This is a genomic window from Bradyrhizobium sp. 35, assembly GCF_023073215.1.
Taxonomy (GTDB): Bacteria; Pseudomonadota; Alphaproteobacteria; order Rhizobiales; family Xanthobacteraceae; genus Bradyrhizobium; species Bradyrhizobium canariense_D.
In genome coordinates, this window is record NZ_JADPJC010000157.1 from 558,535 (window position 1) to 581,525 (window position 22,991).

Annotated in this window: 19 protein-coding genes; 8 read left to right on the plus strand and 11 right to left on the minus strand. The window is 64.3% G+C overall.

All coding sequences use genetic code 11. From position 1 onward, the window contains the following. Positions 1–32 precede the first annotated feature (32 nt). From IVB36_RS34900 to IVB36_RS34930, 7 genes are read left to right on the plus strand one after another with little or no spacing between them, the layout of a single operon-like run. A complete protein-coding gene (locus IVB36_RS34900; protein WP_247394411.1) occupies positions 33–1,838 on the plus strand; it encodes a gamma-glutamyltransferase family protein in 1,806 nt (601 codons plus the stop codon). Positions 1,839–1,847: 9 nt separating this feature from the next. Then, positions 1,848–2,558 (plus strand): DUF1028 domain-containing protein, encoded by a 711-nt coding sequence (locus IVB36_RS34905; protein ID WP_085362288.1) that lies wholly within the window; start codon positions 1,848–1,850, stop codon positions 2,556–2,558. Beyond that, on the plus strand, positions 2,555–3,544 hold the full coding sequence (locus IVB36_RS34910) for an ABC transporter ATP-binding protein (protein ID WP_085362287.1): 990 nt from the start codon (positions 2,555–2,557) through the stop codon (positions 3,542–3,544). The genes IVB36_RS34905 and IVB36_RS34910 overlap by 4 nt, the downstream gene beginning before the upstream one ends. Next, on the plus strand, positions 3,544–4,644 hold the full coding sequence (locus tag IVB36_RS34915; RefSeq protein ID WP_247394414.1) for a dipeptide ABC transporter ATP-binding protein: 1,101 nt from the start codon (positions 3,544–3,546) through the stop codon (positions 4,642–4,644). Before IVB36_RS34910 ends, IVB36_RS34915 begins: the two co-directional genes overlap by 1 nt. Positions 4,645–4,667: 23 nt before the next feature. Beyond that, complete coding sequence (locus IVB36_RS34920) at positions 4,668–6,179, plus strand: ABC transporter substrate-binding protein (protein ID WP_247394416.1); 1,512 nt, start codon at positions 4,668–4,670, stop codon at positions 6,177–6,179. Positions 6,180–6,210: 31 nt separating this feature from the next. Next, positions 6,211–7,152 carry an ABC transporter permease gene (locus IVB36_RS34925; protein ID WP_247394418.1) on the plus strand — a complete coding sequence of 314 codons (942 nt, stop codon included), beginning with the start codon at positions 6,211–6,213 and terminating at the stop codon, positions 7,150–7,152. 4 nt (positions 7,153–7,156) lie between these two features. Further along, positions 7,157–8,044: an ABC transporter permease gene (locus IVB36_RS34930; RefSeq protein WP_085352146.1), complete on the plus strand. Its 888-nt coding sequence runs from the start codon at positions 7,157–7,159 to the stop codon at positions 8,042–8,044. On the opposite strand, the gene IVB36_RS34935 is transcribed toward IVB36_RS34930, so the two are convergent. The 9 genes from IVB36_RS34935 to IVB36_RS34975 all read right to left on the minus strand — a co-directional run bounded on the left by IVB36_RS34935 (position 8,041) and on the right by IVB36_RS34975 (position 19,468). Beyond that, positions 8,041–8,787, minus strand: a complete 747-nt coding sequence (locus tag IVB36_RS34935; RefSeq protein WP_085352145.1) for a hypothetical protein — start codon at positions 8,785–8,787, stop codon at positions 8,041–8,043. The genes IVB36_RS34930 and IVB36_RS34935 overlap by 4 nt on opposite strands. A gap of 9 nt (positions 8,788–8,796) precedes the next feature. Then, a complete protein-coding gene (locus tag IVB36_RS34940) occupies positions 8,797–10,047 on the minus strand; it encodes an adenylate/guanylate cyclase domain-containing protein (RefSeq protein ID WP_018457047.1) in 1,251 nt (416 codons plus the stop codon). Beyond that, complete coding sequence (locus IVB36_RS34945) at positions 10,044–10,433, minus strand: response regulator (RefSeq protein ID WP_018457048.1); 390 nt, start codon at positions 10,431–10,433, stop codon at positions 10,044–10,046. The genes IVB36_RS34940 and IVB36_RS34945 overlap by 4 nt, the downstream gene beginning before the upstream one ends. Further along, positions 10,430–13,027 carry an ATP-binding protein gene (locus tag IVB36_RS34950; protein WP_247394650.1) on the minus strand — a complete coding sequence of 866 codons (2,598 nt, stop codon included), beginning with the start codon at positions 13,025–13,027 and terminating at the stop codon, positions 10,430–10,432. The genes IVB36_RS34945 and IVB36_RS34950 overlap by 4 nt, the downstream gene beginning before the upstream one ends. A 141-nt stretch (positions 13,028–13,168) precedes the next feature. Continuing rightward, positions 13,169–16,264: a MexW/MexI family multidrug efflux RND transporter permease subunit gene (locus IVB36_RS34955; protein ID WP_026233289.1), complete on the minus strand. Its 3,096-nt coding sequence runs from the start codon at positions 16,262–16,264 to the stop codon at positions 13,169–13,171. Between the two features lie 76 nt (positions 16,265–16,340). After that, complete coding sequence (locus IVB36_RS34960) at positions 16,341–17,534, minus strand: efflux RND transporter periplasmic adaptor subunit (protein WP_018457051.1); 1,194 nt, start codon at positions 17,532–17,534, stop codon at positions 16,341–16,343. A gap of 1 nt (position 17,535) precedes the next feature. Continuing rightward, complete coding sequence (locus IVB36_RS34965) at positions 17,536–18,237, minus strand: TetR/AcrR family transcriptional regulator (protein WP_085352143.1); 702 nt, start codon at positions 18,235–18,237, stop codon at positions 17,536–17,538. Between the two features lie 89 nt (positions 18,238–18,326). After that, complete coding sequence (locus IVB36_RS34970; protein WP_247394422.1) at positions 18,327–18,917, minus strand: thiamine pyrophosphate-dependent enzyme; 591 nt, start codon at positions 18,915–18,917, stop codon at positions 18,327–18,329. Continuing rightward, a complete protein-coding gene (locus IVB36_RS34975) occupies positions 18,914–19,468 on the minus strand; it encodes a phosphonopyruvate decarboxylase (RefSeq protein ID WP_247394653.1) in 555 nt (184 codons plus the stop codon). Before IVB36_RS34975 ends, IVB36_RS34970 begins: the two co-directional genes overlap by 4 nt. Before the next feature lie 107 nt (positions 19,469–19,575). On the opposite strand from IVB36_RS34975, the gene IVB36_RS34980 reads away from it, so the two are divergent. Then, positions 19,576–20,796: a cytochrome P450 gene (locus tag IVB36_RS34980; RefSeq protein ID WP_204510601.1), complete on the plus strand. Its 1,221-nt coding sequence runs from the start codon at positions 19,576–19,578 to the stop codon at positions 20,794–20,796. Between the two features lie 136 nt (positions 20,797–20,932). Here the strand turns inward: IVB36_RS34980 and IVB36_RS34985 are convergent, their stop codons facing one another. Then, positions 20,933–21,796 carry a sugar phosphate isomerase/epimerase family protein gene (locus tag IVB36_RS34985; RefSeq protein WP_247394655.1) on the minus strand — a complete coding sequence of 288 codons (864 nt, stop codon included), beginning with the start codon at positions 21,794–21,796 and terminating at the stop codon, positions 20,933–20,935. Further along, positions 21,796–22,986: a dihydrodipicolinate synthase family protein gene (locus tag IVB36_RS34990; protein WP_247394429.1), complete on the minus strand. Its 1,191-nt coding sequence runs from the start codon at positions 22,984–22,986 to the stop codon at positions 21,796–21,798. The genes IVB36_RS34985 and IVB36_RS34990 overlap by 1 nt, the downstream gene beginning before the upstream one ends. Between the last annotated feature and the right edge of the window lie 5 nt (positions 22,987–22,991).

Below are 22,991 nucleotides of genomic sequence, written 5' to 3' on the forward strand. Positions count from 1 at the left end.
ATCAATTGCGCGCGCCGCAAATGAGGTAGTCCATGGCCAGCATCGTCAATCCCGATCCCTTCACGACACGCCCCGAGATCGAAGGCACCTTCGGGGTCGTTGCGACCACGCACTGGATCGCGACCGCTATCGGGATGGCCATTCTGGAAAAGGGCGGCAATGCCTTTGACGCCGGCGTCGCCACCGCTTTCACGCTCCAGGTGGTCGAGCCGCATCTGAACGGCCCCGGCGGCGACGTTCCGATCATCGTGCACGACGTGAAGCGCGGCCGCACCGAGGTGATCTGCGGCCAGGGCCCGGCACCGGCCCGCGCCACCATCGCGCATTACAAGAGCGAAGGCCTCGACATGGTGCCCGGCACCGGCCTGCTCGCGGCCTGCGTCCCCGGCACCTTCGAATCCTGGATGATGCTGCTCCGTGACTACGGCACGATGCGCGTGCGCGATGTGCTGGAGCCCGCGATCTCCTATGCGCGCGACGGCTATCCGCTGGTCGAGCGCGCCTGCGCCACGATCCAGACCGTCGAGCAATTATTCCGCACGCACTGGCCGACATCGGCCGCCGTCTATCTCCCGAACGGCGAAGTGCCAAAGCCCGGCACGCTCTTCACCAACAAGACACTTGCGGCGACCTATGCGCGAATCCTGAGCGAGGCCGAAAGCGGCGGCGGCGGCCGCGATGCCGAGATCGAGCGCGCACGCAAGGCTTGGTCGCAGGGCTTCGTCGCGGAAGCCATCGACAAATTCTGCCGGACGCAGGACGTGATGGACGTCAGCGGCTCGCCGCATCGAGGTGTGCTGTCGGCCGACGACATGGCGCGCTGGCAGCCGACGGTCGAGGCTCCGCTCACCTACGATTATGGCCGCTACACGGTCTGCAAGGCCGGGGTCTGGAGCCAGGGTCCCGTGACGCTGCAGCAACTCGCGCTGCTGAAGGGCTTTGCCCTCGATGGGCTCGATCCGACCGGACCGGAGTTCATCCATCTCCAGATCGAATGCGCAAAACTCGCCTTTGCCGATCGCGAAAAATTCTACGGCGACCCCAAGTTCAGCGAAATCCCGATCGCAACGCTGCTGTCAGATGCCTATAACGACGAACGTCGTAAGTTGGTTACCGAGAAAGCTTCGCTCGATCTCCGGCCCGGCACGGTCGAGGGCCTTGGCGGCGTGGTCAAGCTGCGCCGAGCTGAGGGCCAGCGCGAGGCCGTCGGCGCGCTCGGCGCCGGCGAGCCGACCGTGGGGCGCTTCGGCGAGGTGCACGGCGACACCGTGCATTTCGACATCATTGACAAGGTCGGCAACATGGTCTCCTCGACGCCGTCGGGAGGCTGGCTGCAATCCTCGCCTGTCATTCCCGAGCTGGGTTTCTGCCTCGGCAGCCGCGCACAAATGTTCGATTTGGAGGAGAACCAACCGAGCTCGCTCGCGCCGGGCAAACGGCCCCGCACCACGCTGTCGCCGACCATGGCACTGCGCGACGGCGAGCCTTATCTCGCCTGGGGCTCGCCCGGCGGCGACCAGCAGGACCAGTGGATCACGCAGTTTTTCCTCCGACACGTCCACTGCAATCTCAATCTCCAGGAGTCGATCGACGCGCCGGCCTGGCATTCCGAGCATTTCCCGATCTCGTTCTGGCCCCGCACCGCGCGCCCCGGCGTGCTCGTGATCGAGAACCGCGTGCCGAAGGCGACGATCGAGAACCTGCGTGAGCGCGGACATATCGTCGAGGTCGGTCCGGACTGGTCCGAAGGCCGCCTCACCGCGGCCTCGCGCGTCGGTCCGCGCCGCCGCGCCGCCGCCAATCCGCGCGGCATGCAGGGCTACGCCGCAGGACGCTAAAGGCAGCACATGACCTGGTCGATCATCGCGCGCGATTCTGCTACCGGCCAGTTTGGCATCGCCGTTGCCACGCGCTTCTTCGCCGTCGGCGCGCGTGTCCCCTACATCGCGGCGGGCCTTGGCGCCATCGCGACGCAGGCTTTCGTCAATCCTTATTACGGTATCGACGGCGTCAAGCTGCTGCGTGAGGGCCTCAACGCGCACGACGTGCTGGCCGCCCTGCTCGCGACCGACGACGGCCGCGAGAGCCGCCAGATTCACATCATGGACGCCAGCGGCGCGATTGCCGCGCATACCGGGCGCGACTGCGTGGATTGGTGCGGGCACATTGCGGGCAGCGGCTTCTCGATCGCCGGCAACATGCTCGCGGGCGCCGACGTGCTCGACGAGACCGCAAAAACCTATATCGCCAATGACAGCCTGCCCTTCCCGCGCCGCCTGCTTGCCGCGCTGCGCGCGGGCGAGGCCGCTGGCGGCGACAAGCGCGGCAAGCAGTCCGCCGCGCTCCTGATCCACGGCGAGGAGGAATGGCCGGCGCTGGACCTGCGCGCCGACGATCATCCCGATCCGCTCGGCGAGCTCGAGCGGCTCGAGCGCGTCAGCCACGAACTCTGGGTCCACTTCCGCGTTTCCATGCCAACCCGGCAGAACCCTGCCGGCAACACCGATCGCAGCGTCATCGACGCCAGCATCGCCGCAGCGCGCGCAATACGCTCATGAACCCGAGCCCCCTCATCGAGATCAGCGATCTGCGCATTCGTTTTCACGGCGACGACGGCCGCGTCACCCATGCGGTCGACAGCGTCGATCTCAGCGTCGCCAATGGCGCGACGCTCGGCCTCGTCGGCGAATCCGGCTGCGGCAAGAGCGTGACGTCGCTGGCGATCATGGGCCTGCTGCCGAAGCAGAGCGCGGAGATCTCCGGCGCGATCCGCTTCGACGGTTTCGACCTGCTTAAGACGTCGGACCAGACGCTGCGGGACCTCCGCGGCAACCGGCTCGCGATGATCTTTCAGGAGCCGATGACCTCGCTCAATCCGAGCTTCACCATCGGCGACCAGATCATCGAGACGATTTTGCGCCACCGCGGCGGTTCGCGCAGGAGTGCGCGCGAGCGGGCGATCGATCTGCTGCGTCGCGTCCACATCCCCTCGCCCGAGCGGCGGATCGACGAATATCCGCACAAGCTCTCCGGCGGCATGCGCCAGCGCGTCATGATCGCGATGGCGCTCGCCTGCGACCCGCGGCTGCTGATCGCGGACGAGCCGACCACCGCGCTCGATGTCACGCTGCAGGCGCAGATCCTGGAGCTGATGCGCGAATTGAAGGCGGCGAGCGGCGCTGCCATCATCCTGATCACCCACGATCTCGGCGTCGTCGCCGAAGTCTGCGACGAGGTCGCGGTGATGTATGCCGGCGAGATCGTCGAGCGCGCGCCGGTGGACGAGCTGTTCTCAGCGCCGCAGCATCCCTACACCGTCGGCCTGCTCGGCTCGATCCCGCGGCTTGACCATCGCGCCGACCAGCTCGCCACGATCGAGGGCATGGTCCCGAACATGATGCAGCCGCCCGCGGGATGCCGCTTCGCCGCACGCTGCCCCTTCGTGCTGGACGCCTGCACCAAGGCGCCGCCCCCGCTGCTCGAAGTCAGCCCCGGCCACCTCTCGCGCTGCCTGCGCGCCCCGCTCGAACGTCTGGTGTCGTGATGGCTCTGCTCGAGGTTCAGGGTCTGCTCAAGCATTTCGTCGCCGAGCGTTCGCTGTTCGGCCGGGCGCTGGCGCATGTCAAAGCCGTCGATGGCGTTTCCTTCTCGCTCGATGCCGGCAAGACGCTAGCGCTGGTCGGTGAATCCGGCTGCGGCAAATCCACCGTTAGCCGCCTGGTGCTGCGGCTGATCGAGCCGGATGCAGGCACGATCCGTTTCGAAGGCCGCGATCTGCTCTCGCTCGACGCCGGCGCACTGCGCGCCTTTCGCCGCGAGGCGCAGATCATCTTCCAGGACCCCTACGCCTCGCTCAATCCGCGCATGACCGTCGGCCAGATCCTGACCGAGCCGCTGGCGCTGCACAATCTGGTGCCGCCCGCCCGGCGGCGCGAACGCGTCGAGGAGATCCTGCGGCTGGTCGGGCTGGAGCCGCGGCTGGCGCGTCGTTACCCGCACGAGTTTTCCGGCGGCCAGCGCCAGCGTATCGCCATCGCCCGCGCGCTCGCGGTCGAGCCGAAATTGATCATCTGCGATGAGCCGGTCTCGGCGCTCGACGTCTCGATCCGCTCGCAGATCCTCAATCTGCTGCGCGAGCTGCAGGACCGGCTCGGGCTGGCCTACATTTTCGTCTCGCACGACCTCGCGGTGGTCAAGCACATCGCCGACCACGTGGCGGTGATGAATCTCGGCCAGATCGTCGAGACGGCGGCGGCGGACGCGCTGTTTGCCGCACCGCGTCATCCCTACAGCCGGGCTCTATTGTCCGCGATTCCCGTGCCTAAACCGCGGGCAAAGCGCAGCCGCATTGTGCTGCAGGGCGAAATCCCCAGCGCGCTCAATCCGCCGCCGGGATGCCGCTTCCACACCCGCTGCCCCTACGTGGTCGACCGTTGCCGCAACGAAATGCCTCAGCTCGTGCAGGATGGCATCGGACATGCAACGGCATGCCACCGAACGTCGGGACTGCCGTCGTCCGAGGCGATCGTCCCAACGGACGGCGGCTTCTCCCCGGTTCTCGAAAAATTGGTCGCCGCCTTCAGCGGCGGCCCGGAAGCAGTCCGCGGCAGCGGGGTTAGTTCATTGGGGACGAACCCGGCATAGCCGTAAAACAGAGGTTGAGAGCGATGAGTCCTATGCGTTTGGCACTCCTGGCGTCGGCATTGCTGACGTCGCTCGTAGGCGCGGCCCAAGCCCAGACCACACTTCGCATCGGCATCGCCGAGGATCCTGACATCCTCGATCCCAGCATCGGCCGCACCTATGTCGGCCGCATCGTGTTCTCCGCCTTCTGCGACAAGCTGTTCGACATCGACGAGAAGCTCAACATCGTGCCGCAGCTCGCGCTGTCGCATCAGACCTCGCCCGACGGCAAGGAGATGACGATCAAGCTCCGGCCCAACGTGAAATTCCACGACGGCGAGCCGCTCGACGCGGAAGCCGCAAAGTTCTCGATCGAGCGTCACATGACGCTGCCGACCTCGTTCCGCAAGTCCGAGCTCGCCAGCGTCGACCATGTCGAAATCGTAGACCCTCTGACCATCAAGCTGGTGCTTAAGACACCTTACTCCCCGCTGATCGCCCAGCTGACCGACCGCTCCGGCATGATGGTGTCGCCGAAGGCTGCCAAGGAGGCCGGCGACAAGTTCGGCCTGCATCCGGTCTGCGCCGGTCCCTACAAGTTCGTCGAGCGCGTGCAGCAGGACCGCATGGTCTTCGAAAAATTCGCCGACTATTGGAACAAGGACAACATCCATATCGACCGGGTGGTCTTCCTGCCGATCGTTGACGCCACGGTGCGCCTTGCCAACCTGAAGTCCGGCGGACTCGATCTGATCGAGCGCGTGCTCGCCACCGACATCAAGGACGTGCGTGCGGATTCGCGGCTCGTGCTGTCGACGGCACCGGAGCTCGGCTATTACGGCCTGACCGTCAATATCGGCAACGACAAAGCAAAGGGGCCGCTCAGCCAGTCGGCGAAAGTACGCCAAGCGCTCGATCTGTCGATCGATCGCGAAGCTCTCAACCAAGTTGTCTTTAACGGCGAGTTCACCCCAGGCAATCAATGGGTCAGCCCGACACATCCCTATTACCAGAAGGCGTTCCCGGTCCACGGCCGCGACGTCGCGAAGGCCAAGGCGCTGCTGAAGGAAGCGGGCATCACCTCGCCGGTGACCGTCGACTACATGATCCCCAAGGGCGCGGAGAACGAAGCGGTTGCCCAGGTGATCCAGTCGATGGCGGCGGAAGCGGGCTTCGACATCAAGATCCGCGCGGTCGAATTCGCGACCACCTTCAAGCAGGCCCAGGCCGGCGAGTTCCAGATCTTCCAGATCAACTGGAGCGGCCGCATCGATCCCGACGGCAACTCCTACATCTTCATGCGCAGCAAGGCACCGCAGAACGATGGCGTCTATTCGAACCCGGAAGCCGACAAGCTGATGGAAGACGGCCGGCTGACCGCCAAATTCGATGAGCGCAAGGCGATCTACGAAAAGCTGACCGGGATCGTGCTCAACGATTTGCCGATCATCTACATCTACCACCGCACGCTTCTGATTGCGCACACGACCAAGCTCCAGGGCTATAAGCAGATGCCAGATGGCCTCGTGCGCGTGGTCGGGCTGAAGTTCAAGTGAGCGTGGCCTCGCCTGACACGCGGCCGGCGCCATGCTGAACTTCCTCGCCCGCCGCATCGCGCAGATCGTGCCGACACTGTTCTTCGTGTCGGTGCTGATCTTCTCGCTCCAGCAATTGTTGCCAGGTGATCCAGCGCTGGTGATGGCCGGTGAGGAGCGCGATCCCGCCGTGATCGAGCAGATCCGCCAGCAATACCGGCTCAATCAGCCGATCCCCGTGCAGTACGTTTATTGGCTCAAGGGCGTTCTATCAGGCAATTTCGGTGAATCGCTGCGCAACAAGATGCCGGTGCGCGAGCTGATCGCGCAGAAGCTGCCGGTGACGCTCCAGCTCGGCTCGATGGCAATGTTGATCGCGCTCTTGATCGGCATTCCCGCCGGCATCGTCTCCGCCGTGAAAAGGGGCACCGTCTGGGATTATGGTGCCAATTTGTTCGCGCTGTGGGGCATCTCGACGCCGAATTTCTGGCTCGGCATCATGCTGATCTTCCTGTTCTCGATCGAACTCGGCTGGCTGCCGGCGTCCGGCTACGTGCCGTTGACTGAGAACTGGCGCGCGAGCCTCGCCGCCACCATCATGCCGGCCTTCGTGCTCGGCAACGCAATTTCCGCGGTCCTAATGCGGCACACCCGGAGCGCCATGCTGCAGGTGCTGGAAAGCGACTATGTCCGCACCGCGCGCGCCAAGGGATTGTCCGAACGCTCGGTCATCCTCAAGCACGCCATGCGCAACGCACTCACGCCAATCATTACGCTCGGCGCGCTCGAGCTCGGCACGCTCTTGTCGGGCGCGGTTCTGACTGAGCAGATCTTCTCCATTCCGGGCTTCGGCAAACTGATCGTGGACGCCGTGTTCAACCGCGACTACGCGGTGGTACAGGGCGTCGTGCTGGTGACGGCGACGGTCTACATCACACTGAACCTGGTTGCCGATGTCGCCTACATCCTCGTCAATCCGCGGCTACGGGGCTAGACTCATGACCGATGCCGCCCTGCCCGCTGCTCCCATCGCGCAAGCTGACGAGCTGGACAGCCCGGCGCGTCGCGCCCGGCGGCGCCTGTTCAAACGCAAGGCCGCAGTGTTCGGACTTGTCATGATCAGTTTGTTCGTCGGCTTCGCGGCTCTCGCGCCGCTCGTCGTTCCCTACGATCCCATCGCGACGAGCTGGAGCCTGGTTCGCAAGCCGCCCACGACGGCGCACTGGTTCGGCACCGACGAGCTCGGTCGCGACATCCTGAGCCGCGTCGTCTACGGCGCCCGCGCCTCGCTGCTCGCCGGCCTCACCTCGGTGGCGATCGCTCTGGGCGTCGGCGTTCCGCTCGGCCTGCTTGCCGGCTATCGCGGCGGCTTCGTCGATGCACTGATCAGCCGGATGACTGACGCGATGCTGGCCTGCCCATTCCTGATCCTGGCGATCGCACTCGCCGCATTCCTCGGTCCGAGCCTTGGCAACGCCATGATCGCGATCGGCATCTCGGCAACCCCGATTTTCATCCGCCTGACCCGCGGCCAGGTGCTGGTTGTCAAGGCTGAGGACTATGTCGAGGCGGCGCGCGCGCTCGGCAATCCGCCGTGGCGGATCGCGTTCTCGCACATCCTTCCGAACATCCTGCCGGCGCTCCTAGTGCAGGCGACGCTGTCGATTGCGGCCGCCATTATCGCCGAAGCCGCGCTGTCCTTCCTTGGCCTCGGCCAGCAGCCGCCGGCGCCATCCTGGGGCAGCATGCTCAACGCAGCGCAGCGCTTCCTGACCCAGGCGCCGTGGATGGCGATCTGGCCGGGGCTTGCGATCTTCCTCGTGGTGCTGTCGCTGAACCTGCTCGGCGACGGCCTGCGCGACGCGCTCGATCCACGCCAGCGCTAGATCACGACCTCGCGCATCACGCGGCGGCAATCCATCTCGTATTCGAGATCGACCACCGGCGGCCGGGCATAGTGCCAGGTCAGGCCGGACCGCAACGCCCCGCGGCGGACGAGTTCGTCGACCAGCGCGTGGTGGAAGTCGTGCACGGAATAGGCCTGCACGCCGGTCGTGTCCTTCCAGCCGAAGCCGAAGGCCGTCATCCTGTTCTCCATCTGGGACGTCGTCGTGAAGCGCACCTTCTCGCGAAGGCCTTCCGGGCTGAGGTCGCGGTAGCGCACGGTGCGCTCGACATAGGTTCCGCCGCCCTCGCGCGCCTCGGCGCCGCCGGAAATCACGAAGCTCGGCGTCTTCGAGCTTGTCGGCCGCGTGAAGGAGAACGCGTAGAACGACGGCTCGGCCGGTGGATCGATCTCTGGACAGACATTGCTGCGCGCCACCGGATTGGTGGTGCCGTCGAAGATGCCCCATTCGGACAACGTCTTCACATAGTGCAGGTTGAACGCGCGAAAACCTTCTTCGCTGAAGGCCGCGGGCGAGCGCAGTTCGCAAGCGCAGAAGGCCGTCAGCGGCCGCCCCGCCTCCTGGATATGCTTCGCGGCAAGCGCAAAGCCTTCGGCGAGCGGCACCAGCCGGTCGAAGCGGACGCGCTCGATCTCATAGCCGTCGTCCGCGGCCGCACCGGCCGAATACTGGAATACGGACGGAATGAAACGATAGTTGCCGGCGGAGAATTCACCAATCATGTCGGACTCCTATTCCAGTTGCATGCGAATGCCCTTGTCGCCGTTAAGCAGGCGCTTCAGGTGAAAGCCGGCCAGGGAATCGCCGGCATGCATGCCGACCAGCGCCGCGAAAGCCGGCATGGCGGCGGCATCCCCGGCTTCCATCTTGGCAAAAGCTTCGGAATACAGCGCCGTTTCCGGCGCAGCGAATTGGGCCGGCGTCAGCGGCTCGAACGCGCGCAACGCTTCGCTGCGTCCGCGCAGCATTAGCTCCCCGACGGGACGACCTCGAAAATTCTCAGCCGCCTCGGCGATGCCGGCACTGACGCAAATCCGCGTGCCCAGATGCTTGTTCGCGGCTTCCAGTCGCGCCGCGATGTTGATGGAGTCGCCATACGCGGTGTAGTCGAAAAACCGGTTGCCGCCGAAATTTCCGACCAGTGCCGGCCCGGCGTGAATGCCGATGCGGGTGGTGCCGAAATTCACCCCTCTCGGCTTCCAGCGCGCGGAAAAATCCTCCGCCCAGGCGTCGAGCTCGTGCGCGCAGGCAACCGCACGCGTCGCATAATCGGGCTGATCTCCGGGCGCATTGAAGAGCACCTGGATTGCATCGCCGATGATCTTGGCAACCGTCCCCTCATGCGTGAAGACGATTTCGGTCATGCCGCCGACATATTCGTTGAGAAGCGCGCCCAGCGTCTCCGGCGGCGCACTCTCGACCAGCGAGGTGAAGCCCGTTATATCCGTGAAGATGGTCGCGATATCGCGCCACTGCACTTCGATTCCCTCGCTCTCACCGCCGGCCGCCAGACGCTTGGCGAGCTCGGGCGAGAAATGACGCGAGAGCGCGGCGTGAGCGCGCTCGGCTTCCGTCTGGCGGCGCCGCACCTCCCGCAGCATCTCGATATGGCGGATGGTCTTCTCGATCGTCATCTCCAGGTCGGCGAAATCGATCGGTTTGGTCAGAAAGTCGAACGCGCCGCGGTTCATCGCAGTGCGAATGTTGCTCATATCGCCATAGGCCGACAAGATGATGGTGGACTTCTTGTCGTCCGCTTCCTGGAGCTTCGCCAGCAGCGACAACCCATCCATCCTTGGCATGTTGATGTCGGAGACCACCATGTCGACATGCGGATTCTGCTCGAGCGATTGCAACGCCTCGACGCCGTCTCGCGCGAACATGATGGTCACCGACCCATCGCGAATCTGCTTGCGGAATTTTTGCAGGACCAACGCCTCGAGATCCGGCTCGTCGTCGACGAAGAGGATGGTCGCGGTCATGCGGCTTTCTCGAGCCTTGTGTCGATTTCCTGCCGCAGCAGCGCGAAATCGATCGGCTTGGTGAGGAGTGCGACCGCGCCGCGCTCGATCGCCTTCCGGCGCGTCTCGGCGTCGCCATAGGCGGTGATCATGATGACGGGAACGTCCGGATGCGCAAGACGCACCTTCGGCAGCATGTCGAGCCCGCTCATGCCGGGCATGTTGATGTCGGACAAAATCAGGATCAACGAGGGATCGCGCACCTCGGCGGCGAGCTTCAGCGCATCGGGTGCCGACGACGCGAATTCCATCTGGAAGCGGCCGGCGCGCAAATCGCGCCGAAACTGCTGCCGGAACAGCGCCTCGACGTCGGGCTCGTCATCGACGACCAGGATGTAAACGTTCAAGTCTTGCCTCCGGAAGTGCCGTCCGCCGCCATTACGCGCGGCAGGGTGATGATGAATTCGGTGAATACGCCTGGTGCGGTGTTCACGTCGATCGTGCCGCCGTGCTGTTTCACCACGATGTCATGGCTCATGGAAAGGCCGAGCCCGGTGCCCTCGCCGGCCGGCTTGGTGGTGAAGAAGGGATTGAACATCTTCTCCTTCACCTCGGACGGGATCCCGGTGCCGTTGTCGCGAATGCGGATTTCGACCCTGTCGCCGAGCGTTCTGGTTGCTGCGCGCAGGGTGGGCTCGAAGGCGTCTGCGGCGCTCTCCTTGCGCTGGGCAGTGGCGTAGAAGCCATTCGAGATCAGATTGAGGACGACTCGCGTAATTTCCTGCGGATAGATATCGACCATGCCTGCGGCGGGGTCGAAGCCGCGCTCTATCGTGACGTTGAAGCCAGGCTTCTCGGCTCGCGCGCCGTGATAGGCGAGGTTGAGGCTTTCCTCGACGATGGCATTGATGTCCGCCGGACGGCGCTCGCCGGAGCCCTCGCGCGAATGCAGGAGCATGTTCCTGACGATGGAATCGGCGCGCTTGCCGTGCTGCACCACCTTTTCGAGGTTGCTCCTGAGCATGCCAGTCAGCTCGTCGACCTCCGCCTTCGTCTTGCCGTCGAGCGAGGCCGCCTGCAGCGCCTCGTTGAGCTCGTCGATCAACTCGGTCGACACCGCCGAGAAATTGTTGACGAAATTGAGTGGGTTCTTGATCTCGTGCGCGATTCCCGCCGTGAGCTGGCCGAGCGACGCGAGCTTCTCGGTCTGGACCAGGCGGTCCTGCGCGGTGCGAAGATCGTCGAGGGATTGCGACAGCTCCGTCGTGCGCTTGCGCAATTCGTTCAGCAGTCGCGTATTCTCGATGGCGATGACGGCTTGCTTCGTGAAGTTCTCAACCAACGCGATTTGCTTGTCGGTGAACGGCCGGACCTCCTTGCGATAAACCGCGACGGTTCCGATCAGCTCGCTTTCCCTCATCATGGGCACGATTACGATCGTACGGGCGCCGGCGACGTCTGAGATTCCACGAATGGTCGGACCTCCGGCAAGATAGGCCGGAGTTTGTTGCACATCGTGAACGTGGACGACTTGACGTGTTCTGACGACCACGGCAAGCGCGCTCTCCGGATGGGGACGGATCGCCATATCTTTCCGCGAAGCCGCGAACGCAGGCGGCACATTGTAGTCCGCAGCAATTGTGAAATTCTCTCCATCCCACAAATTCATGACGCCGAAACTCGCGCCACAGACTCGTGTGGCATTCTCGAGCATCTTGTGGAACACCGGTGCGAGTTCGCCCGGAGACGAACTGATGACCTGCAACACTTCCGACGTCGCCGTCTGCTGCTCGAGCGACTCGGTCAACTCGGCGGTTCTCACCTCGACCTTCTTCTCCAGGTCCGCATAGGATTCCTGCAGGCGCTCGCCCATGTCATTGAACTGGTCCGCGAGCCCCTCCAGTTCGTCTCCGGTTCGGATCGAGATGCGCTGGGAGAAATCGCCACTGCCGATGCGCTCGGCACCGCTGCGCAGCGCCTGGATCGGCCCGACCATGCGGCGCGCGAGGAATATCCCGGCAAGCACCGCGAAGATCGACGCCGCGAGCAGCACGAATGCAAGCCGTTCCAACGCGGCATAGAGCGTCGCATAGGCCTCCTCGACCGGGAGCTCGACGAACATGGTCCAGTGCAGCGGCGCGATCGGGGCCGACGCGGTCAGCACCGTCTGTCCCTGGAGATTGCGCGCTTCGGAAAGCGGGTCGAACGCGGCGCTGCCTCCGGCAAGCGCGGCGCGCACCTGGGTGAGACCAGACATGTCGGTGTTGCGCAGGACCAGGCTGATATCGGGGTGCGCGATCAGGCGTCCCTCCGGACCCACCACGTAGGCGTGTCCGTGCTCGCCGACCTTGATCTGGGACACGACGTCCCAGATCAGCTTGAGATTGACCTCCGCGATAGTGACGCCGGCATCCTTGCGCAACCCAGCCTGCGCCAGGGTCATATACGGCTCGGACTCCCTGCGGAAATAGACCGGACCGTAATAGACCTTGTGCGCGACCGCCTCGGTAAACTTCGGATCCTCCGACAGGTCGATCCCGCTGTCGGTCGCGTCCATGGCAAGCCGCGAGACCCGCAGCCGCTCCTTGCCGGTCGCATCGACCTGCGCGAGCTCGGTGACCGCAGGGACCTGGCGCAGCAGCCGCAGCGCATCGAAGCGGCGCTGCTCGAGCGACCCCACCGACCAGGGCAGCTGCGTGGTCCAGCCGAGCTGGCTCTCGATCTCCTTGACGAACTGACCGATCTTGGCAGCGGCCGCCTCGGCCTGTTCATGCTGAACCCGGATCAGCGCGGCCTTGTGCTCGCCATAATAAAAGACGACCTCGAACAGGCCGTTGGCCAGCAGCGCGATCGCGACGACGGCCACGAACAACGCGACATATTTGGCGAACAGCCGCGTCCTGATCCCCTGCCCCGGCATCGTACCGGACGCGACGCCATCCCCCGCGGCGCTCGGCAGCGTCCGTGCTTGCGGGGTGTCGGGATGGAGGGGAAGGCTCATCCCGCTGAACCTAGCAAGAAGACCGGACCTTGTCTCTCGCGAGCGCGGGAAAGCCTGATGGCAGCCGGGCCCCCGAGGCAAATAGAAAAGGGCGGCAGCGGATTGGCCGCTGCCGCCCTCGGGTTCGCTTTATCGGTGGCCTCAGGTCGGCCGCAGCGCCTTGGCGTTGAGGTCGAGGTCGTTGACCTGCTTGTTCCGCTCGGAATCGGCCGCCGCGCGATGGTCGGTCGCCAGCACCACGTAGACCGCCGGCAACACGAACAGCGTGAACAACGTGCCGATCGACATGCCGGCCACGACCACCAGACCGATCGAGAAGCGGCTGGCGGCCCCTGCGCCGGTCGCGGTCAGGAGCGGGATCAGGCCCGTCACCATCGCGGCCGTGGTCATGAGGATCGGCCGCAGACGAATACGGGCCGACATTTCGATGGCGGAGCGGCGATCGAGCCGCTCGTTGATCTGGAGCTCGTTGGCGAACTCCACCATCAGGATGCCGTGCTTGGTGATCAGGCCCACCAAGGTCAGCAGGCCGACCTGGGTGTAGATGTTCATGGTCGCCACGCCGAAGAACAGCGGGATCAGTGCGCCAACGATCGCCATTGGCACCGAGATCATGATGACCAGCGGATCGCGCAAGCTCTCGAACTGCGCCGCCAGCACCAGGAAGATGATGATCAGCGCGAAGCCGAAGGTGATCGCGAGCTGGTTGCCTTCCTGCACATACTGTCTGCTGTCAGCCAGATAAGCATGGCTGAAGCCTTGCGGCAGGTTTTTGGCCTCGCTCTCGAGGAAGTCGACCGCCGCACCGACGGTCACGCCGGGCATCGGCACGGCCGAGAAGGTCGCTGAATTGAGCTGATTGTAATGTGTCAGCGAATTCGGCTCGGTCTTGGTCTCGATCGACACAACCGTCGAGAGCGGAAGCTGCTGGCCGGTATTGGTGGTCACGTAGTAGCCGGCGAGCGATTCCGGCGAGAGCCGCTGGCCGCGCGGCACCTGCGGGATAACTTGATAGGAACGGCCCTCGAGGTTGAAGCGGTTGATGTAGTTGCCGCCGAGCAGCACCGCGAGCGTGCTGCCGAGGTTCTGCATGTTGACGCCGAGATCCTGCGCCTTGGTGCGGTTGATCGTCACCTTCACGTTCGGCTGGTTGTAGGCAAGATCACTGTCGGAGACGATGAACATTCCGCTCTTGCGGGCGGCGGCCTTCAGCTTCTCCATCTGTTCGTAGACAGTCTGGAAGCTGGCGGTGGAGTTGATCACCATCTGCACCGGGAGGCCGCCCGGACCGCCCGGCAGCGGCGGCAGGTTGAAAGCGAACGCCTGCACGCCCTCGATCTTGGAAAGCTCGGCCTGCACCAGCGACTTCAGCTGGATCGACGAGCGCTTGCGCTCCTCCCAGGGCTTGAGCAGCATGCCGGCGATACCGCCCTGCGGGCCGTTGATGCCGTTCAGCACGAAGCGCAGATCGGTCTCGGGGAATTTCTGGAATTCCTTGTCGAGCTTCTCGCCGTAAAAATCGACGTAGTCGATATTGGCGTATTTCGGCGCCTTGGTCACCGCGAACACGATACCCTGGTCTTCCTCAGGCGCCAGCTCCTTCGACGTGTGCATGTAAAGGAAGCCGACGAGCCCGAGGATGGTCACCGCAAACAGGCCGGTGATGGCCTTGTAGTCGAGCGAGCGGTCGAGCCTGCGCCCGTACCACCGCGTCAGCGCGCCAAACACCTTGTTGACGAACTTGGCGAAGCGCCCCTCTTCCGTGTTCTTCAGCAGCACCGAGCACATCATCGGCGAGAGCGTCAGCGCGATCACGCCGGACACGATCACCGAGCCCGCAAGTGTGAAGGCGAATTCGCGGAACAGCGAGCCGGTCAGACCGCCGAGGAAACCGATCGGCGCGTACACGGCTGCGAGCGTGATGGTCATCGAGACGACGGGACCCACGATTTCGCGCGCGCCTTCCAGCGACGCCTGGACCGGCGTTTTCCCTTCCTCCAGATGACGATGGATGTTTTCCACCACGACGATGGCGTCGTCGACCACGAGGCCGATCGCCAGCACCATCGCGAGCAGGGTCAACAGGTTGAAGCTGAAGCCCAGCGCCAGCATCAGCGTGCAGACGCCGATCATCGACAACGGGATGGTGACAACGGGAATGATGACCGAACGGAACGACGCCAGGAACAGGAAGATCACCACGATCACGATGATCACGGCTTCACCCAGTGTCTTCTCGACCTCGTCGATCGAGGATTGGATGAACTTGGTCGAATCGTAGGCGACCTTCATCTTCATCGACGGTGGCAGATTGCGCTCCAGCTCGGGGAATAGCGCCCGCACGCCCTTGACCAGCGTCAGCGGGTTGCCCTGCGGCGTCGCCTGCACACCGATGAAGATGGCGTGCTCGCCGTTGAAGGCGACGCTCGCGTCCGTGCTTTGGGCCGCAAGTTCGACGGTGGCGATGTCCTCCATCCGCACGAAGCCGCCGTCCTTGGCCTTGACGATCATCTTCTTGAACTGGTTGACGTCGGTCAGGCCCGTATTCGTCGATACGTTCGAGACGATGAGATAACCCTTGGTCTGCCCCGCCGCTGACTGGAAGTTGTTGGCAGTGATCGCGGTCGCGACATCCGCAGGCGACACGTTGCGGCCGGCCATCTTGAGAGGATCAAGCCACAGCCGCATCGCAAAGGTCTGGCCGCCGAGAATGTCGGCGGAGGCGACGCCGTCGACGGTCGACAGCACCGGTTGCACAACGCGCGTCAGGTAGTCGGAGATCGCCGAGCCCGACAGCTCTTCGGACGAGAATCCGAGATACATCACGGCCGTGGTCTGGCCCGTGGTCTTGGTGACGATGGGATCGTTGGATTCCTTCGGAATCAGGTATTTGACCGAGTTCGTCTTGGCCAGAACCTCGGTCAGCGCCTGGTTCGGATCGAAGTTCAGCTTGATGTAGACCTGGATCGTCGAGGTGCCGAGCACCGAGGACGAGGTGATGTAATCGACACCTTCGGCGGAGGCGACCGCCTGCTCGATCGGCGTGGTGATGAAGCCCTGGATCAGGTCCGCGGACGCGCCCGGATAGACGGTCGTGATGTTGATGACCGTGTTCGACAGCTTCGGATATTGCCGGATCGGCAGCGTCGTCGCCGCGCGCAGGCCGATCAGCAGGATCAGCAGGCTGACGACGACCGACAGGACCGGGCGTTTGATGAAAATATCAGTAAAGCGCATCGCGGCGATCTCGATTTCTTTGACTTGCAAAGCGCGTGACCCGGCCGTGCCGGATCATGCTGCAACGTGTACGATGTCAGTAGCGCGGCGGCTGCGCCGGGATCTGCGGAGCCGGGTCGGTCGAAATCGACACCGCCGCGCCCGATTGCAGCTTGAGCTGGCCGACGGCGACGACCTTGTCGCCCGGCTTCACGCCCTTGACGATTTCGACGCGGCCTTCGACCCGGTTGCCGGTCTGCACGAAAGTGCGCACCGCGCTCAGGCTGGTCTTGCCGTCGGCTTCCTTCTTCTCGGTGATCACGAACACCGAGTCGCCGTACAGCGTGTAGTCGACCGCCGTCTCCGGCACGGTGACTACGGCCGGCTTGTCCGGCAGCACCACCGTGGTGGTCACGAACATGCCGGGCTTCAGGATCTTCTCCGGATTAGCGATGGTCGCCTGCACGCGGATGTTACGGGTGTCGGTCGAGATCTGCGGCTCGATCGTGGTGATTTTGGCGTCGAAGGTGCGGCCGGGATAGGCGTCGACCTTCAGCCGGACCGGTTGACCGACCTTGAGGCTGCCCGAGTCCTTTTCCGTCACCGTGAAGTTGGCCCACAGCTCCGACAGATCCGTCAGCGAAACGATGGCCGTGCCGGCGGTCAGATACTGGCCGACCTCGACCTTGCGGACGCCGAGATCGCCGGAAAACGGCGCGCGGACCAGCTTCTGCGAGATCAACGCTTCGGTCTTGGCGATACCCGCCTGCGCCTGATCGTACGCGGCCTGCGCGGTGTCGACGGTTGCCTGCGGCCCGAACTGGCGCGACGCCAGTTGCTTGGCGCGATCGAGCGACAGCTGTGCGACGGTGGCCTGCGCCTTGTAATTGGCGAGGTCGCCCTGCTCCGGCGCGTCGAACATCTGCACGAGCGGTGTGCCGGCCTCGACATGCGTGCCCGGCTCGAACTTGATCTCGGTGACACGGCCGTTGACGTCGGCGCTGACGTCGACCTGGTGCACGGCGGCGAGACCACCGACGGCGGTCAACAGGTTCGGCACCACCTCGGACTTCGCCTCGGCGGCGCTGACCGCGACCGGCGGCGGCTTGTTGTTGGCGAAGAACTGCTTGATCATCTGGCCGCGGAAATAATTGAACCAGACGAGGCCACCGACGAGCACGGCCAGAAGCGTGCCGACGACGATGAACCAGAGCACCGGCCGGACCGGACGCTTGGGAGCCTTGTTGTCGATCGGTTCGCCCGAAATCTTGTGTTCGGTCACGATGTTCATGTCATGCACTTTCTGCAATCGCCGTCTTGCCCGCACAACTGGCCTGATCGCGGCCCAAATGCGAAACAATTGCGGCGTCGTTAAGTCCGATACCCCTCAGAAGAAACTCACAGAGCTGCCGCTCGAGGTCGTTCGCCTTGCCGTAAGCGAGACACGGCGTGGCCGGCAGCCTGGTCAGCGCAGCCGTCATCACGGTGTGATGCGCAAACCAGAACAGGTTGAGCGGTTCGCCGTTGTATGGCCGCGCGTCCCCCGCGGCAACCGCACGCTCGAGCGAGGCGACGAAGGCCGCCCCGATCAGCGCCTCGATCTTGGCATATAGCAACCGGGCAAATTCGCCATCCTCCAAATGACTCGTGGTCATCAGTCGCAGGCGCTGGGCCTCTTCCTGGTCAGGGCCATCGGCGATGTGCATGAAATGCCCGACCATGCCGCGGATCACTTCGACCAACGTAGCGGTCGACGGCTCACGTTCGAGCAGCTCCATGAGCGCCGGGTCCGCCTCGCATTCATCGCTGAGAATTTCGGCGTAAAGCGCGGCCTTGGACGGGAAATGCTTGAACAGCAGCGCTTCGGAAATGGCAGCGGCGGCCGCCACGCTCTTGGTCGTGGTGCCGGTATAGCCGTGTCGGGCAAAGCAACGCTTTGCGGCGCCGAGGATCAATTGACGCCTCAGGTCGCTCGTCATACGCAATGAGCTCATGCTAGTGAGTAAGCACTCACCCACGCAAAAGTCAAGCCGAATGGTGCGATGCAACCTACAAGAATCGTCTCTTAGAGGTATCCCAAGTTCTAAATCGGGCGCAAGCCGAGGTCGCCGCGGATCCGGTTGAGAATGTAAGTCCCATCCCGGCTGGGCAAAATCCGCTCCAGATTGGCGCTGTCGATCTTCACATTGGCAAAGCGCGGCCCGGCCGTGACGTCGTGGACGGCTTTGGCGAAGGCCTCGACCTCGGCCATGGTCGTCACAGACCGGCTATCCCCGATGCCGCAGGCCCGGGCGACGCCGACCAGGTCGGCGGCCGCGGCCGTGTGGCTGGTCTGACCGCCGGTCTCACCATAGGCCTCGTTGTCGAGCACCGCGATCGAGAGATTGGACGGCTTTTGCAGACCGATAGTGGCAAGGCTGCCCATGCCCATCAGCATCTCGCCGTCGCCGGTGATGACCAGCACCGGCAATTTTGGCTGCGCCAGAGCGAGGCCCAGGCCGATCATCGCCGCCCCGCCCATGCCGCCCCAGAGGTAGAAACTGCGCGCATGGTCGCCGGCTGCGCACATGTCGTTGGTGGAGGCGCCGAGGCCGCCGATCGCAACCACGTCCTTGCGGTCCGCGAGAAGCGTGGACACCACCTGACGGCGGTCGAGGAGATTGGCCTTGCTCATTTGGTGAAAACCTTGGCGCCGATCAGGCGCTGCGACAGCAGGACGGCGGTGGGCGTGAGCGCGTTATAGGCCTGCGCGGCCGCCGCCTCGAGCACGGCCGGCACCTCTGCTGCGGTCGAAGCCCGCAGCACCTTGACGCGCGAGAGTTCGAACACGCCCTGCGTGGTCGATCCCATCGGCACCTGCCATGGATTGAACTCGCCCCACTCGCCACGCATCGTCACCAGCGTGAGGAAGGGAAAGCGCAGGATCGGGATCAGCGAGAGCATGTTAATGCAATTGCCGACCCCGCTCGACTGCATCAACAGCACGCCGCGCTGGCCCCCCGTCCAGGCGCCGGCGAGAAGCGCCACGCCCTCCTCCTCCGTCGTGAGCGGAATGCCGCGCATCGTGGACGATGCCAGCACGCGCTGGATCAGCTTTGAATGGCCGGCGTCGGGCACGTAGGGCACCTGCCGAACGTCGAAGCGTTGCAAGGTCGCGAAAATATCGTCGGGCCACTGTGTGCTGGACTCGACGGCCGTGTCGGCAGCGTCAGCGCGGGCGTGCATTTTCCTGTCCGGTCGGCTTGCAAATCGCGGCTCGACTGTAGACGGTGAACCGAGCCGCTCAAAAGAGCGAATACAGCATATCGGACTCAACCGGCGAGTATGGCGGCATGAACGCAAGTGCGAATGAACTGGCGGCCAGTTTCGATCTGGAACAGCTGACGGCGGAATTCTACGACAATCCCTACCCGACCTATCGTGCACTGCGGGAGAACGAGCCGGTCAAGCGCCTGCGCAACGGCACCGTGTTCCTGACCCGCTATGACGACCTCGTTACGACCTACAAGAACACAAAATCGTTCAGCTCGGACAAGAAGCGCGAGTTCGCGCCGAAATACGGCGACACCCCGCTCTACGAGCACCACACCACGAGCCTCGTCTTCAACGATCCGCCGGCGCATACCCGCGTGCGGCGTCTGATCATGGGCGCGCTGTCGCCGCGCGCGATCGCGGGGATGGAGCCTGACATCATCAAGCTGGTCGACGGCCTGCTTGACGCCATTGCCGCCAAAGGTGATTGCGAGCTGATCGAGGACTTCGCCGCCTCGATCCCGATCGAGGTGATCGGCAATCTGCTTGACGTGCCCCATGACGAGCGCGCGCCGCTGCGCGACTGGTCGCTGGCGATCCTGGGCGCCCTCGAACCGGTGGTGTCACCTGAAGTGGCTGCCCGCGGCAACAAGGCGGTGACGGACTTCCTCGCCTACCTCCGAACGCTGGTCGCGCGCCGGCGCGAAAGGCCCGGCAACCCCGAGCGCGACGTGCTGACGCGCCTGATACAGGGTGAAGACAACGGCGAGCGGCTGACCGAGAAGGAGCTGCTGCACAACTGCATCTTCCTGCTCAATGCCGGCCACGAGACCACCACCAACCTGATCGGCAACGGCCTCGTGGCGCTCGACCGGAATCCGGATCAGAAGCGGCGGCTGATCGACAATCCTGAGCTGATCAAGACTGCGGTCGAAGAGATGCTGCGCTACGAGAGCTCGAACCAGCTCGGCAACCGCATGACCACGGAGCGGGTCGAACTCGGCGGCGTCATGCTCGAAGCCGGCACATCCATCACCCTCTGTATCGGCGCTGCCAACCGTGACCCCGCACAGTTTCCGGACCCGGAGAGATTCGACATCGCGCGCACGCCGAACCGGCATCTCGCCTTCGCCACCGGCGCGCATCAATGCGCCGGCATGGCGCTGGCACGATTGGAAGGCGCCATCGCGGTCTCACGCTTCTTGGCGCGCTTCCCGAACTATGCCGTGAGCGGACGGCCGGTCAGAGGTGGACGGGTGCGGTTCCGCGGCTTTTTGAGCGTGCCCTGCGCGATCGGCTGAGGCCTCAAACGAAAAAACGCGAAAACAACCCCATGCACAGTAGAAGGTTACCGGCGCGGGATGGGCCAGCGATTCCGCGCAACCATTTGACATCTCAGGCCATCAGCGCCGCCGCGCGCAACAATTGCCGGAAGGCCTAAACCACCGTCTTGTGCCGCGCGATGCAGGTTTGCAGCACCTCGTCCAACGGTTTACCCCACCAGTCGTTGGAGAAGATTTCGATCTCCGAATAGCCGGCAAAGCCCTGCGCTTCGACCGCTTCGCGCACCGATTTGATGTCGATCACGCCGTCGCCCATCATGCCGCGGTCGTTGAGAATGTCCCTGGTCGGCACCAGCCAGTCGCAGACATGGAAGGCGAGCAGGCGATCTTGGCCGGCGCGGGCGATCTGCCCCATCAGCTCCGGATCCCACCAAATGTGATAGACGTCGAGCGCGACGCCGAGCATGCCGCTGCGATCAGGGTCGAGCCGGTCGCAGATGTCGAGCGCCTGCTTCGTCGTGTTGACGCAGGCGCGGTCGGCCGCATAAGCCGGATGCAGCGGCTCGATCGCCAGCGGCAGCTTGGCCTGTTTGGCATAGTCGAGCATTTCGGCGAGCGCCTCCTCGACCTGCGTCCGCGCGCCGGCGATGTCCTTCGACGCCTCGCTGCCCGGCCGCGAATATTGCGGCAGGCCGCCGACGACGAGCACGACGCAGGGGGCGCCCAGTGCCTTGGCTTCATCGACGCAGCGCCGGTTGTCGTCTTGCACCTCGCCGCGGCGCGCTGCGTCGGAGGTGAACATGCCGCCACGGCAATAGCCCGATAGGTCGAGACCGGCATCGCGCACCGCACGCGCGGCACGATCGAGACCGACGGTTGCGACCTGGTCGCGCCAGGGGTCGATGGCGCGGATACCGTGCCTGGCACAGGCGTCGATGATCTCGACGAGATCACCCTGTTTCCGGATTGTCGCCGTGTTGAGCGACAGCCAACGATGGTCGGACGAGAAATCACGCATCAGGATTCGATTCCGTGCGTTGAGAGCACCGCCTGCATCCGCCGCGTCGCCAGCTCCGGATCGGCGAGCAGTCCGGCCTTGTCGGCCAGCCGGAACAGTTCGGCCAGATGCAGCGTCGAGCGCGTGCTCTCCTGCCCGCCGACCATGGTGAAGTGGTCCTGGTGGCCGTTGAGATAGGCCATGAAAACCACGCCGGTCTTGTAGAACCGCGTCGGCGCCTTGAAGATGTGCCGCGACAGCGGCACCGTCGGCCCCAGCACGTCGTGGAAGCCGGCTTCGTCACCCGCTGCCAGGCGCGACAAGGCGTAGGACGCCGCCGGCGCGATCGCGTCAAAAATGCCGAGCAGCGCGTGCGAAAAGCCTTCGACGTCGCCGGCGATCAGCTCCGCATAATTGAAATCGTCGCCCGTATACATCTTGATGCGCTTGTCGAGACGACGGCGCATGTCGATCTCACGCTGCTTGTCGAGCAGCGATACCTTGACACCGTCGACCTTGGCGGCGTTGCCGTTGATGATGGCGACCGCAATATCCATCGCCTTGTCGAGATCGTTGGTGCCCCAATATCCCGTCAGCGCCGGATCGAACATGTCGCCGAGCCAGTGGATGATCACGGGCTCGCGAACCTGCGACAGCACGCGATCATAGACCTTTGCGTAATCGTCGGCATTACGGCCAAGCTTCGCCAGCGCGCGCGACGCCATCAAGATGATGCGGCCGCCGACCTTCTCGACCGCCGATGTCTGCTCCTCATAGGCGCGGATCACGTCGTCCATATTTCTGGCGTCCTCCACCGCGAGATGGTCGGTGCCCGCTCCGGAAAACACCAGCGCGTTGCGACGCTTGGCGGCAGACACCGAGCGCGTGATCAGCTCCAGCGAGGTCGGCCAGTCCAGCCCCATGCCGCGTTGCGCGGTGTCCATGGCTTCCGCAACGCCAAGCCCGAGGTCCCAGACGTGCTCGCGGAAGGCGATAGTCTTGTCCCAGTCGACAGCGGCGGAGAGCCACGGGTCGTTGTCGGCAAAGGGATCGGTCACGGTATGGACGGCCGAGAACGCGATGCGGCTCAGCGGCCCCTCGAGCTTTGCCGGAAACGTTCGCGAGGCCGCGAGCCTGTAGGTCTCGATCGAGCGATCGGCCTTCGGCAGCTTGAGCGACAGGGACGACATCGGCTGGACGGGCTTATTCATGTGTC

Excerpts from the sequence above, each read along its gene's own strand:
- IVB36_RS34985 (WP_247394655.1), bottom strand. The coding sequence starts at position 21,796 with ATGCGTGATTTCTCGTCCGACCATCGTTGGCTGTCGCTCAACACGGCG.
- IVB36_RS34900 (WP_247394411.1), top strand. The coding sequence starts at position 33 with ATGGCCAGCATCGTCAATCCCGATCCCTTCACGACACGCCCCGAGATC.
- IVB36_RS34930 (WP_085352146.1), top strand. The coding sequence starts at position 7,157 with ATGACCGATGCCGCCCTGCCCGCTGCTCCCATCGCGCAAGCTGACGAG.
- IVB36_RS34910 (WP_085362287.1), top strand. The coding sequence starts at position 2,555 with ATGAACCCGAGCCCCCTCATCGAGATCAGCGATCTGCGCATTCGTTTT.
- IVB36_RS34980 (WP_204510601.1), top strand. The coding sequence starts at position 19,576 with ATGAACGCAAGTGCGAATGAACTGGCGGCCAGTTTCGATCTGGAACAG.
- IVB36_RS34925 (WP_247394418.1), top strand. The coding sequence starts at position 6,211 with ATGCTGAACTTCCTCGCCCGCCGCATCGCGCAGATCGTGCCGACACTG.
- IVB36_RS34905 (WP_085362288.1), top strand. The coding sequence starts at position 1,848 with ATGACCTGGTCGATCATCGCGCGCGATTCTGCTACCGGCCAGTTTGGC.
- IVB36_RS34935 (WP_085352145.1), bottom strand. The coding sequence starts at position 8,787 with ATGATTGGTGAATTCTCCGCCGGCAACTATCGTTTCATTCCGTCCGTA.
- IVB36_RS34950 (WP_247394650.1), bottom strand. The coding sequence starts at position 13,027 with ATGAGCCTTCCCCTCCATCCCGACACCCCGCAAGCACGGACGCTGCCG.
- IVB36_RS34960 (WP_018457051.1), bottom strand. The coding sequence starts at position 17,534 with ATGAACATCGTGACCGAACACAAGATTTCGGGCGAACCGATCGACAAC.
- IVB36_RS34915 (WP_247394414.1), top strand. The coding sequence starts at position 3,544 with ATGGCTCTGCTCGAGGTTCAGGGTCTGCTCAAGCATTTCGTCGCCGAG.
- IVB36_RS34955 (WP_026233289.1), bottom strand. The coding sequence starts at position 16,264 with ATGCGCTTTACTGATATTTTCATCAAACGCCCGGTCCTGTCGGTCGTC.
- IVB36_RS34965 (WP_085352143.1), bottom strand. The coding sequence starts at position 18,237 with ATGAGCTCATTGCGTATGACGAGCGACCTGAGGCGTCAATTGATCCTC.
- IVB36_RS34975 (WP_247394653.1), bottom strand. The coding sequence starts at position 19,468 with ATGCACGCCCGCGCTGACGCTGCCGACACGGCCGTCGAGTCCAGCACA.
- IVB36_RS34920 (WP_247394416.1), top strand. The coding sequence starts at position 4,668 with ATGAGTCCTATGCGTTTGGCACTCCTGGCGTCGGCATTGCTGACGTCG.
- IVB36_RS34940 (WP_018457047.1), bottom strand. The coding sequence starts at position 10,047 with ATGACCGCGACCATCCTCTTCGTCGACGACGAGCCGGATCTCGAGGCG.
- IVB36_RS34990 (WP_247394429.1), bottom strand. The coding sequence starts at position 22,986 with ATGAATAAGCCCGTCCAGCCGATGTCGTCCCTGTCGCTCAAGCTGCCG.
- IVB36_RS34970 (WP_247394422.1), bottom strand. The coding sequence starts at position 18,917 with ATGAGCAAGGCCAATCTCCTCGACCGCCGTCAGGTGGTGTCCACGCTT.